The organism is Emcibacter sp. (assembly GCF_963675455.1).
Taxonomy (GTDB): domain Bacteria; phylum Pseudomonadota; class Alphaproteobacteria; order Sphingomonadales; family Emcibacteraceae; genus Emcibacter.
Genome location: NZ_OY776217.1, coordinates 1,139,594 through 1,152,148 on the forward strand (window position 1 = coordinate 1,139,594; position 12,555 = coordinate 1,152,148).

The 12,555-nt window shown below is 54.6% G+C and carries 10 protein-coding genes; 7 read left to right on the forward strand and 3 right to left on the reverse strand.

The window, feature by feature from the left end:
* Nucleotides 1-6 precede the first annotated feature (6 nt).
* Complete coding sequence (locus tag ACORNT_RS05085; protein WP_321396243.1) at nucleotides 7-1,638, forward strand: long-chain-fatty-acid--CoA ligase; 1,632 nt, start codon at nucleotides 7-9, stop codon at nucleotides 1,636-1,638.
* A 48-nt stretch (nucleotides 1,639-1,686) separates the two neighbouring features.
* Nucleotides 1,687-2,358 carry a response regulator transcription factor gene (locus tag ACORNT_RS05090; protein ID WP_321396246.1) on the forward strand — a complete coding sequence of 224 codons (672 nt, stop codon included), beginning with the start codon at nucleotides 1,687-1,689 and terminating at the stop codon, nucleotides 2,356-2,358.
* Here ACORNT_RS05090 and ACORNT_RS05095 read toward each other — a convergent pair.
* The 3 genes from ACORNT_RS05095 to ACORNT_RS05105 form a co-directional block, all read right to left on the reverse strand.
* A complete protein-coding gene (locus ACORNT_RS05095) occupies nucleotides 2,349-3,758 on the reverse strand; it encodes a hybrid sensor histidine kinase/response regulator (RefSeq protein ID WP_321396249.1) in 1,410 nt (469 codons plus the stop codon). The two genes, ACORNT_RS05090 and ACORNT_RS05095, sit on opposite strands and share 10 nt — an antisense overlap.
* On the reverse strand, nucleotides 3,751-4,920 hold the full coding sequence (locus ACORNT_RS05100) for an FIST N-terminal domain-containing protein (protein ID WP_321396251.1): 1,170 nt from the start codon (nucleotides 4,918-4,920) through the stop codon (nucleotides 3,751-3,753). The genes ACORNT_RS05095 and ACORNT_RS05100 overlap by 8 nt, the downstream gene beginning before the upstream one ends.
* A gap of 147 nt (nucleotides 4,921-5,067) precedes the next feature.
* Nucleotides 5,068-6,576 carry an aldehyde dehydrogenase family protein gene (locus ACORNT_RS05105; RefSeq protein ID WP_321396254.1) on the reverse strand — a complete coding sequence of 503 codons (1,509 nt, stop codon included), beginning with the start codon at nucleotides 6,574-6,576 and terminating at the stop codon, nucleotides 5,068-5,070.
* Between the two features lie 441 nt (nucleotides 6,577-7,017).
* Here ACORNT_RS05105 and ACORNT_RS05110 point away from each other — a divergent pair, with 441 nt between their 5' ends.
* The 5 genes from ACORNT_RS05110 (at nucleotide 7,018) to ACORNT_RS05130 (ending at nucleotide 12,553) form a co-directional block, all read left to right on the forward strand.
* Entirely contained in the window at nucleotides 7,018-9,366 is a 2,349-nt protein-coding gene (locus ACORNT_RS05110) for a TonB-dependent receptor (protein ID WP_321396257.1), read from the forward strand.
* 117 nt (nucleotides 9,367-9,483) lie between these two features.
* Entirely contained in the window at nucleotides 9,484-10,125 is a 642-nt protein-coding gene (locus ACORNT_RS05115) for a TetR/AcrR family transcriptional regulator (protein ID WP_321396260.1), read from the forward strand.
* Nucleotides 10,126-10,240: 115 nt separating this feature from the next.
* Nucleotides 10,241-11,404 (forward strand): amine dehydrogenase large subunit, encoded by a 1,164-nt coding sequence (locus tag ACORNT_RS05120; RefSeq protein WP_321396263.1) that lies wholly within the window; start codon nucleotides 10,241-10,243, stop codon nucleotides 11,402-11,404.
* Nucleotides 11,404-11,958 (forward strand): MauE/DoxX family redox-associated membrane protein, encoded by a 555-nt coding sequence (locus ACORNT_RS05125; protein WP_321396266.1) that lies wholly within the window; start codon nucleotides 11,404-11,406, stop codon nucleotides 11,956-11,958. The genes ACORNT_RS05120 and ACORNT_RS05125 overlap by 1 nt, the downstream gene beginning before the upstream one ends.
* Entirely contained in the window at nucleotides 11,951-12,553 is a 603-nt protein-coding gene (locus ACORNT_RS05130; protein WP_321396269.1) for a redoxin family protein, read from the forward strand. The genes ACORNT_RS05125 and ACORNT_RS05130 overlap by 8 nt, the downstream gene beginning before the upstream one ends.
* The last annotated feature ends 2 nt before the right edge of the window (nucleotides 12,554-12,555 follow it).

Here is a 12,555-nt window from a genome sequence, read left to right on the forward strand (position 1 = left end):
GAATAGATGACCATACCAGGCCTGATGCAGCAGAATGAACTGATGATTTCCTCCCTGATCCGCTATGCGGCGGAATATCACGGAACCACGGAAATTGTCACACGGACCGTTGAGGGGCCGGTTCATCGCTATACCTATGCTGACGCGGAAAAGCGGGCTAAAAAGCTGGCTAATGCCCTGATGGGTAAGCTGGGGGTGAAATCCGGGGACCGGATCGCCACCCTCGCCTGGACTACCCATCGCCATTTTGAATTGTTTTACGGCGTATCCGGTCTCGGCAGCGTGCTGCATACGGTCAACCCGCGCCTGTTTGACGAACAGATCAGCTATATCGTCAATCACGGCCAGGGCCGCTATCTGTTTGTTGATCTGGATTTTGTCCCTGTTGTCGAGAGGCTGGCTCCCACGTTCAGCCATGTGGAAGGCGTCGTCATCCTCACCGACCGGGATCATATGCCGGAAACAACTCTGAAAAATGTTCTGTGTTACGAGGAGTTTATCGCCGATGCGAGTGATGAACTCGACTGGCCGGAGTTTGACGAGCGCAGCGCTTCCTCACTTTGTTATACATCCGGAACGACGGGGAATCCCAAGGGAGTTCTTTATTCCCATCGCTCAACCATCATTCATGCCCTGGGGGCGGCCCAGAACAGCGCCTTCGGCCTGTCGGTCTATGATGTGATCATGCCCATTGCTCCCATGTATCACGGCAATGCCTGGGGATTGGCCTATATCGCCCCCATGCTTGGTGCCAAGCTGGTGTTCCCGGGACCGAAAATGGACGGGGAGAGCATTCAGAAGCTGATCGAGACAGAAGGGGTCACTTTCTCCTGCGCGGTGCCGACGGTCTTCACCATGCTGTTCCAGTATCTGGAGGAAACCGGCAAGCGGGTGGACAGCCTCAGCCGCACCATGATCGGCGGCTCTGCCGTGCCCCGGGCGATGACGGAAAAGTTTCTCGACAGCTATGGCGTGAAGGTGCTTCAGCTCTGGGGTATGACGGAAACCAGTCCGCTGGGAACGGTGGCGTCCTCCACACCGGAAGTAGACCGGTTGCCGGCGGACGAACGGGAACAGATTCTCAGCAAGCAGGGCCGGGTGCAATATGGTCTCGAAATCAAGGTGATTGACGAACAGGGCAACCAGGTGCCGCGGGACGGTGTGACCTATGGTGACCTTTGGGTGCGCGGTCCGTGGGTGGTGGCGGAATATTTCCGCGGAGACGGCGGTGAGCTACTGGATGACGATGGCTGGTTTCCGACCGGTGACGTGGTAACCCTGGACCGGTACGGCTATATCAAGATCACCGACCGGGCCAAGGATGTGATCAAGTCCGGCGGCGAATGGATCAGCTCCATCGATATCGAGAATCTGGCGGTTGGCCATCCCAAGGTGCTGCAGGCCGGGGTTGTCGGGGTCTATCATCCCAAATGGGAGGAACGGCCCATCCTGATCCTCCGGGCGGCACCGGGCACGCCGCCGACAGAAGAGGAAATCCTTTCTTTCCTGGATGGGAAAATCGCCAAATGGTGGATGCCGGACCGGGTTTTTTTCGTTGATGAAATGCCCTTGACGGCAACCGGCAAAATCAAGAAAATAACCCTGCGTGAAACCTATAAGGATTGTTTACGCGACTAGAATAACGTAAGCTCAAAAAAGGGGAAGTTTTAACGTCGGGATGAAGGCATGACATCTAACAGAGTTCTGATCGCGGACGATCACCCTCTGTTCAGGGAAGCATTGAGCGATATTGTGCGTTCCGTCTATGAGGAGGCAGTGGACTGTCTTGAAGTCTGCAACGCATCGGAGACCCTGGAGGCGACAGAGGTCGCCGGCGGGTTCGATATGATCCTCCTTGACCTTTTGCTGCCGGGCGCCGAGGGATTTTCCTGTCTGATCAGCCTGCGCAACAAGCTGCCGTCAACACCGATTGTCATCGTTTCTTCAACCGATCATGACGAAACCGTTCGCGAGAGTTTCTCCTACGGCGCCATGGGTTATCTGCCCAAATCCTCCTCCCGGGAAGTCATGCGCAATGCCCTCAGGCTGGTGCGCAGCGGCAACAGCTATATTCCGTCCCAGGCCCTGGGCCGGGGCGGAGAGCGCTCACCGGATCATATGCCGGGTTCAGCATCCGGTGTATCAGTGATGGATGCGGACAAGGCCAGCCTGACGCCCCGTCAGATGGCGGTTCTGGAACTGCTGGCGGAAGGAAAGCCCAACAAGGTCATTGCGTACGAACTGGATATCTCCGAAATCACCGTCAAGGCGCATGTTTCCGCAATCCTCAGAAAACTGCAGGTCAATAACCGCCTGCAGGCTGTCATTGCGGCCAAAAACCTGATTGCTCAGGCCTGAGTTTTGCTTCGTTCTTCTGTCAGAATATGATGGATCAGGGCGGACAGGCGGGAGGGTTTTACCGGTTTGTGCAATAGCGGGATATTCAGCTGCGCCACTTTCTCCGCCAGTTGCCGGTCCCGGTCGCTGGTGATGATCATCACCGGAATGGAAGGTTCAAACTCCGCCTGTATTTCAGTTGTTGCGTCGAGGCCGGTGATGCCGCCGTCGAGATGATAGTCGGCGATGATCATGGCCGGCACCTGGTCATTTCCGATCAGTCGGACCAGGCAGGCTTCGGCGGTGGGTTCGGCGACGGTATGGCATCCCCAGCTCCTGAGCAGGGCCTGCATGCCGTCCAGCACCTGCAGGTCATTGTCGATGACGACGACCACGCGATCCCGGATCAGCTCGGGCAGGTTGGAGGTTACCGGGCGCCTGGTCCGGTCAGTCAGGACATCCTGTTCATTCCCCGTCGGGACAGTCACGGCAAATCTGGACCCCTTGTGCTCGACAGAGGCCACATGGACCGGCAGGCCCAGCAGGCGGGTGATCCGGTCGACAATCGACAGGCCGAGGCCGATCCCCCGGGTACCGATGCTGCGATCCTCGTGCACCTGGGTGAACTCTTCGAAAATGGCTTCCAGTTTGTCTTCCCTTATACCGATACCGGTGTCATGAACGCAGATCATGATCCCGTTTTCCGTATGCCGGCAGCCGACCAGAATCCGTCCCTGTTTGGTATAGCGCACCGCATTGCTGAGAAAGTTACGGATGATGGTTTCCAGCAGTCGCTCGTCCGAATGGATGACGGCGGAACAGGGCACCATCTTCACTTCCAGTCCGCGGGTTTCACCGGTTTTCACATATTCAGGCACAATCCTGTCCAGCAGGTCCTGGATCCTAAAATGGGTAAAGTTGGGTTTGATGCCGCCGGCGTCAAGCTGGGAAATATTGAGCAGGACACTGAGCAGGTCGTCAAGCGCATCCAGCGACGTGCTGATCCGCATGATGGTTTCCTGGTTTTTGTCGGCGCTTTCCGTTTCCAGCGTTTCCAGGAAAAGCCGCGCGGCATTGAGCGGCTGACGCAGGTCATGGCTTGCTGTGGCGAGGAATTTGGTCTTGCTCAGGTTGGCGTCTTCCGCCTGCTGCTTGGCAATCCGCAGGGCGTCCTCCACTTTCTCACGGACATCAAGTTCCTCGCGGAGCCGGGCGTTGAGGATTTTCAGTTCCCGGGTCCGGAGTTCGACGGTTTTTTCCAGGTTGATGGCGGTCTGGAAAAGGGAAAAACTGTCCCGCTGCTGGTCCATGTCCCGCTCGACCCGTTCCATCAGCGCCTGAACGGTTTTGTTAAGGCGGACATTTTCAAGAACCAGCCGCTTGATTTCCTCATCGGACAGTCGACGTGAGTGTTCAGTCATGGCTGCGCGCCTTTTTACCGATGGCGACACAGGAAAAAGAATTGTTCATATGCAGGGTATTATATTGTTCCCCGAAAGAAGCAAAACCGATCACATTGTGAGCGGCATAAATGCCTGACATCTCATCCAGGATGCCACGCACCTGAAAGTTCATCTTGCGGGCGGCGCAGTCGCAGCCGATCACCAGGGCCGGTGGCCCGATCTCGGCTTCGATGTCCCGGAACAGGCTCTCAAGATTTCGCTGGGGATCATCGGGGCGGGCAATGCTGCAGACCACACCTTTGTCAATGGCGCAGGCAAATTTGATGCTCTGGGTGTCATGGGAAATTCCCATCACCCCGCGGGAGAAATAGGTCCCGCCCACCTTGACCATCACCGGGTGATTGCTGGCCACCAGAAGGTCCAGATCTTTTTCGTCCACGCCACACAATCTGGCATATTCCACCGTGGCGGGAAGACCGTTGATTTCCAGAACCTCCCGGGTGATAGGGTCTGCTTCGGTGATAACGGCCTTGGCGTCGCTGGCCACATAATGGTGGGTATAGGAAACCTGAAAGGGCAGGTCGGTATGAAACAGGGTGACCACGGCGCTGTCGGTCCGGAATTTTCCCTCATGGAAAATCTGCGTCTGTATGAGCTTGAAATTATCAGCCGTGGATCCGCCAATCAGGTTGATTTCACCAAGCTCGCTGCCCAGCGAGGCGGTGACCCGTTCCTCGGCGCCGCTCAGTCCGTCGATCAGCATGAAAGCAAAGCTGTTGGATCCGCCGGCCTTGTCGGTGATTTTGCCCAGCTGTTCCAGCAGACTGCGTCCGAATTCGATGCCGTCCTGCATGCTGAAGTTGCTGATGGCGTCATAGCGTTTGCTGACACAGGTGAAATGTTCCCGGCTGAAGGCGGCGCCGGTGATTGACCCGGTATGATATCCTTCAGGCGTTATTTCGCCGGCTGTGGTGCAGCCGATCAGCGGTATATCGCCAAACTGCCGGTTCAGTTCCTGTTCGAGAATGGCAGTATCATATTCGGGAGAGCAGAAGAAGATTACGGCTTCCGGTTTCTCTTCCCCGGCGCACAGTCCGTCATAGAGTTCACGCACGGCAGTTCGTTCATCCCGCGAGAGGGAAAAAGCCCGTTTAATTTCTGCGTCGATACACTCTGTCATTTTCACTCGTTTGTTCGTTACCTGCTGCCAATTCTATCCGGTTCTTGCCTGATCGCCAGAAAAAAGAGGTCCTTTCACCGGGAAAGGACCTCCAGTCGTTTAAGGTCGTGAGGCCTTGGGAGACAAGTCAGAGAGCAAGGCGAAGATTTACGCCATAATGCAGACTGACTTGGTCTGGGTGTAAAGTTCAAGAACTTCCTTACCCAGTTCGCGTCCGTACCCGGACTGTTTGAAGCCGCCAAATGGCATGGCGACATCAAGAATATTGTGGCAGTTGACCCAGACGGTGCCGGCTTTGATTTTTGGCACAATCTTGACGATGTTTCCGACATCGCGGGTCCAGAGGCTGGCGCCGAGGCCGTAAATGGTGTCATTGGCAAGTTTTACGATTTCACTGACATCTGAATAACGCTGGACACAGACCACCGGGCCGAAGATTTCTTCCTGGACCACTTTCATATCCTGACTGGTTTCCGCCAGAATAGTGGGTTCAACGAAATAGCCGGTATCGCCCCTGCGTTTGCCGCCGGTCACCACGGAAGCGCCTTCCTGGCGTCCGATATCGATGTAGTTCATGACCCGTTCCAGCTGGATTTCGGAAACCAGCGGATTGACCATATTTTCCGGATTGAGACCGGAACCAATGCTCAGGGAGGAAATATTTTCGGTCATGCCCTCAAGGAAAGCGTCATAGAGATTGTCAGGCACATAAAGCCGTGAACCGGCGCAGCAGACCTGACCCTGGTTGAACATGATGGCGCTGGCGGCGCCCGGAATGGCAATCTCCAGATCTGCATCGGGCATGATGATGGCCGGGGACTTGCCGCCCAGTTCCATGGAAACTTTTTTCATGCTGTCAGCCGCTTCGCGGGCGATGATCTTGCCGACCTCGGTAGAGCCGGTAAAGGCGATCTTGTCCACTTCGGGATGGGCGGTAAGCGCGGCGCCGGCCGTATGTCCGTAGCCGGGGACAATGTTGACAACGCCATCGGGGAAACCGGCTTCACAAATCAGTTCACCGAGCCGCAGGGCTGTCAGCGGAGTTTCCTCGGCCGGTTTCAGCACGATGGTATTGCCGCAGGCAAGGGCCGGGGCAAGCTTCCAGGCACACATCAGCAGCGGGAAGTTCCAGGGGATGATCTGGCCGATCACACCCACCGGCTCGCGCAGGGTATAACCGAAAAAGTCCTGATCCGGCGCAATGGGCACACTCAGGGGAAGCACGTCGCCGGTAATCTTGCTGGGCCAGCCGGCCATATAGCGGAAGGTTTCAATGGCAATGCCGATGTCAACAGCCTGGGCGATAGCTTTGTTTTTGCCGTTGTCCAGCGCTTCCAGCTCGGCCAGCTCTTCGGCATTTTCCTCGATCAGGTCGGCAAGGCGGTGCAGCAGCCGTTCCCGGTGGCTGGGGATCATCTTGACCCAGGGACCGTCCTCAAAGGCGCGGCGGGCGGCCATGACGGCCAGACCGATGTCTTCCTTGTCGCCTTCACAGACGTCAGTGATAACCGAGCCTGTCGCGGGGTCGATTGTGGAAAAGGTTTTTCCGGAAACGGAAGATACCCATTTACCGTCGATAAGCATTTTTCGGGTGTTGGATACAAAATTCCTGGCTTTTTCTCCCAGTGCAGCCTTGCTGTCGGTAACCGCGTCCATGTGTCTCTCCATTCCTGTATTTTTGTCGACTTTTGTTTCTGTTTGTACACGCGCTATTTGCCCGCTGGACGGGAGGATTGCCATACAGGCACCGGCGCAGAACATCAGAATGAATTATTCCATGTAAGCCCACAGTGGGAAACTAGACCTTGGGATCACAGAACTAGCAGGGATGGATTATTGAAGATGTCACTAACTTGTTGTAAAATAGGAGGAACTTTTATAGAGAGGATGACAAAATCGAGGCTTAATACTATAGTATCAGACCCGGTGATCTTTTTGATCCCTTTGTCTACTGGTGGAAGGTCGCCTGGAACCGCTATAATTTAACTGTGAGACTGTGGTCTCCGTACATAAGTCCATTGATGGACGGGGTGAAGAAATGCCCAGAGGGAGGTCATTTCTTTTGATCCATCCCATAACGACCAAGGGAAGAGACATATGCTGAAAAAAAAATCCGACACCATACGAAATTCCGCCTTTAAAGCGGCTCTTGTTGCTTCAACGGCGCTGGCCGCTCTGGCCACTTCCGGCGCATACGCCCAGGAAGAAGAAAAAGAAAAACGCGGTTCCATCTTTATGGATGAAATCGTCATTACCGCCCAGAAACGCGAACAGTCCGCACAGGATGTGGGTATTGCCATCACCGCCCTTTCCGGTTCCCAGCTGAAAGCGCTTGGTTATACCAACGCCCAGGAAGTGACTTCCCTGGCCCCCGGGGTTGCCACCCTGCAGCCGAACGGTGAAGCCAACTATGCGATTGGTATTCGCGGTGTAGCCAACAATGATTTTACCACCAACGTGGAAAGCCCGGTGGCTGTCTATGTGGACGAGGTTTATATCAGCCAGATGTCCGGCGCCGGCTTCCTGTTGTTTGACGTTGACCGTGTAGAGCTTCTGCGCGGCCCGCAGGGCACTCTGTTCGGCCGTAACGCCACCGGTGGTCTGGTTCATTACATTACCGTTAAACCTGATCTGGAAGAATTCAACGGTTACGGCAGCGTTTCCTATGGCAGCTTCGAACGGATGAAATTCCAGGGCGCCGTTGGCATTCCGGTGACCGATAAATTTGCCCTGCGGGCCTCTTTCGCTACCCATCAGGGTGACGGTTATGTGACCAACCGCCTGAAGCCTGATTCAAAACTGAATAACGCCAATGAAACAGCCGGCCGTCTGCAGGCGCTGTTCCAGCCGACAGACGAACTGGAGATCCTGCTCAATGCCCGTTTCGGCAAGCAGGACATCCGTACCGGTTTCTTTGAGTTTGAATCGGCTATTTTCCCGACTAGTGAAGCTACGCCGGGCGTGCCGAATCCGGATCTTGGCGGTTATGTGGATACGGACGGTGATAATTTTGCCGGTGATTACGATCGTCAGGGCCACAATATCCTGGATACCGAAGGTTATTCCGCGACCATCAAATGGGACCAGGATTGGGGATCATTGACCAGTATTACCGACTTCCAGACTGTGAAGCGTGACTATATCGAGGATTCCGATGCTTCACCGGCCAACTATTTCAACTTCTTCCTGACCACCGACGCGGAACAGTTCTCCCAGGAGCTGCGCCTCAACGGTGAGAGTGGTGACCTGAAATGGGTGACCGGATTCTATTATATGGACCTGAAGGTTGACGATTCCAACGGGGGAATTACGCCGGGCCTCTGGGAGGCACTGGCGGGCGATGTTCCGTTCAACGGCGTCTACAATCCCTATCAAACTGATACGGAAACCTGGTCCCTGTTCGCCCAGTTGGACTACCAGATTACAGACCAGTTGGCGTTAATTGGTGGCTTCCGCTGGATCGAAGAAGATAAATCTCATTATTACAACAATCTATATATGTTTTACCCGGATACGGCCAGCAGTGGCCTGGACCCTAATGCAGAGGTGATTACCCCGGGGTTGCCAAATGTTCCCTTTGAGCATAGCCGCAGCGACAGCAACTGGTCGGCCCGGGCGCAGGTAAACTACACACCAAGTGAAGATTTGCTGGTTTATGCAAGCTGGAACCGGGGCGTGAAATCCGGCGGCTATAACTCACCGCTGCTACCCAGTGAATTCGCGGTTGAAGAATTCTTTATGACTTACGATCCGGAAAAACTGGATGCCTTCGAACTCGGCTTCAAATGGGACGGCATGGACGGGCGCCTGCGCGTCAATGCAGCCGCCTATTATTATGACTACAACAACTACCAGGCCTTCTCCATTATCGGGCTGGATACCTCTACCCTGAATGCGCAAGCTGAAAACAAGGGTTTCGAGTTGGAAATCCAGGCCAATCCGGTTGACGGCCTCGACCTGAACTTTGGCATCGCCTATACCGATGTGAAAGTGACGGATGTACCCGGCCTTACGCTTGATGTGGACATCGATGGAGATGGTGTTACAGACATTCCGGCAATCTTCCCGGCAGACACAGAGTTGTCACCGGTGCAAACACCGAAATGGAACCTGAACGGTTTGATCCGGTATGAATTTGACGCCGGCGAAGGTCGCTTGGCTGTGCAGGCGGATGGTCAGTATCGTGATAAACATTACTTTGCCCTGACCAATGCCCCGGCGTCCACCGAGGACAGCTACTTTGTTGCCAATGCGTCCGTGACTTACTATTCACCGGATGAAAACTGGAGTGTCCGGGCATTTGTGAAGAACTTCACCGACAAGAATTATGTGGTGCAGACCTTTGACCTGTCCGGCAGTCCCAGCAACGGCGGTTTGTTCGGTCTGATCGAGAAATATTACGGCATGCCGCGCACCTGGGGTGTCAACCTGACTTATAATTTCTGATCTCACGGAAATTGTTATGAGCGAAAGCGCGGCCTTCGGGTCGCGCTTTTTACTTGTCTGCTGTATAAAGAGCGAACACAATAAAACAGGCGACAATATAGTCGGGCAAAGAGGCACATGCGCAAATTAACACTCACACATCCCGATTTTCAGGATCTGACCGACCAGAAGGCGGCCAAGGTGCTGGAGATTCTGGAGGCCACCCAATTTCTTCTGATTGAAGAAGGTTATGCCGGACTGTCAATGCGCAAGGTCGCGGCCCGCTGCAACATGACCGTCGGCAATCTGACCTATTATTTCAGCACCAAGCAGGATCTGGTGCATGTCCTTCTGGATGTCGCTCTGGAAGGCTATAACGATCATATCCGCGAGATTATGTCCGATAGCTCCCTGTCCGGAGAAGAACAGCTTGCGAGGGCCTTTGAGTATCTGATGCAGGATCTGATGACCCGGGAAACCACCCGATTCTTTCCGGAGCTCTGGGCCATGTCGAATCATGATCCGGTGGTCAACCGGGAGGTTCAGGACCTCTATATCCGCGAACAGGAAATCATTGAGGGGCTGGTAAAGAAAGTCCGGCCCGACCTTGCAACGGAAGACCTTAAAAAGCTGTCGCTCTATATTTCCGCGGCGATAGAGGGGCATACCATTTTTATCGGCCATGACAAGAGCTGGAATGACAAAAGCCGCGAGATCATAGATCTGGCTGTGAATAATTTTCTGGACATGGTCCGTAATTACGGACGTGACCGGGCATGAGAATAATCACGGAGGGTCAGCTTTTGACTCTTTAGTATTATTGACTCTTTTTGATCATTTTGCTATTTAGGACGAGTGTACTAATTTATTTATGATAAATACGCGGGAGTTGGAAATGAAGAGGAAAGCCCTGATTGGTGCCCTGTGTGCAGTTGCCATGTGGCCGGCTGCGGGTCATGCAGAACTTGAAATCGAGGAGATTCCCAATGTGGCGACCCTCCCGGCCGATTATCCGACAGACTGGATTTTTGTGGCGGACGGCAACTTCAATGCGATGATTGACGGCAAGGTGATCCTGATGGACATCGCCTCCGAAAACAGAAATTACAAAGGATCCTTCGGGGCGGCCATGTTCGGCGCCTTCCTGCAGTCGAAAGACGGCAAGGAGCTTTATGTGGGCGAGACCTTCTACAGTCGCGGCACTTACGGGGAGAAGACCGATGTCCTGGTCATCCTTGACAAGGAAAATCTGGCGCCCGTTGATGAAATTATCCTTCCCGGCGCCAAGCGCGGCCAGTTCATGCCCCAGAAAGGCGCCATGCAGCAGACCAATGACGGCAAATTCGTTCTGGTTTTCAATTTTACCCCTGCCGCATCGGTTTCCGTGATCGATATTGCCGCCCGCAAGATTGTCAATGAAATCCCGACCCCGGGATGCAGCATGATTTATCCGACAGGCAAGCGCGGTTTCGCCACTATGTGCGGTAACGGCACCATGCTCAGCCTGGTGCTGGACGACGACGGCAAGGTTGCTGAAAAGTCGACCACCGAAAGCTTTAACAACATTGACGACAATGCGATGTTCATGAAAATGGGCATGATTGACGGCGTCGCCTACTTCCCGACGTTCCTCGGCGATGTGGTTCCAGTCGACCTGAGCGGCAAGGCAGCTAAAAACCTTCCGGCCTGGTCCCTGATTCCTGAAGAGGACAAGGCCAAAAACTGGCGTCCGGGCGGCTGGTATCTGGTTGCCGATGACAAAAACGGCCACCTTTATGTCCTGGTTCATGAGGACGGGGTTGAAGGCAGCCACAAGAATGGCGGTTCCGAAGTCTGGGTCTATGATGTGAAGAAAAAGAAACGGGTGCAGCGGATCAAGCTGGATACCTGGGGTATTTCCATCGAGGTGACCAACACCAAAAAACCCATGCTGGCGGTGGTCAATGCGGAATTCAAACTCGATGTATATGACGCAGCTTCCGGCAAGTTCATTCGCAATATCAGCGTCAATGACGCCGGTACGCCCTTTATCATGTACGCGGTTGAGGAAAACCAGTAATGCTGGACCCGGTCGTTACCATCACCGGAAGTCTGTTTGCCGGGCTGTTGCTGATTGTGTCAGCCCTGCACAAGATCCGTCACCTGGATGATTTCCGCCGGGCTGTCGAGGGATATGAAGTCCTGCCCCGCCCGCTGGTGATTGTGCCGGTTCTGACATTGCCTCTGGTGGAAGCTGTTGCCGGTATCGGCCTGCTGGTGCCTGTGACCTCGGCGTATGCCGGGATGCTGGCGGCCGGGGTTTTCCTGGCCTATGGCCTGCTGATTTCCGTATCCCTCTATCGGGGCAAGCAGGAAATCGATTGTGGCTGCCATTTCGGGCAGCGGGAAAGCCGTCTCAGTCTGTGGATGGTGCCGCGGAATATCGCTTTGGCCCTTGTGGCGCTGCTGCCGGTTATGCCGACCACAGCTCGGGGTTTCTATCTGGCTGATTTTATCAATATTGCCGGCGGAGTACTGTTTCTCGGACTAATGTATATGTGCCTGGAGGAACTTCTGTCCAACAGGTCGCATTATGTAAACTATATTTTGAAGAAGGAGCAGCTGCATGGTTGAAGCTCTGGTGATCTCCCAGGTTTTCCTGTGGATTGCAGTGATCGGACTCGGGGTGCTTTGTTTCGCCCTGACCCGCCAGATCGGGGTATTATACGAACGTATCGCCCCGGCCGGCGCCCTGTCCATGAACGAGGTGCTGAAGCCGGGCGAAGATGCTCCGGCCATGTCTCTGCCGACCCTGACCGGGACCCTGCAGGAAATCGGTGGTATACGGGACGGCAAGCGCAGCCAGCTGCTGTTTTTCCTGTCGCCTGACTGTCCAGTCTGTAAAAGTCTGCTGCCGGCCGTCAAGTCCATTCGCAAGGCGGAAAGAGACTGGCTCGATATTGTTCTGGCCAGCGACGGCAGCGACCAGGCCCATAAGGAATATGTCAAGGCCCAGGGGCTTGAGGATTTCCCCTATGTAAATTCTGAAATTCTCGGGCGCCAGTTCGGCATTGCCAAGCTGCCCTATAGTGTGCTGATTGATGAAAACGGCAAGATCGCCTCTATGGGACTGGTCAACAGCCGTGAGCATCTGGACAGCCTGTTTGTGGCCAAGCAAAAAGGTGTGCATTCCATACAGGATTATCTCAACAAACGTGAACCGGCCTAAAG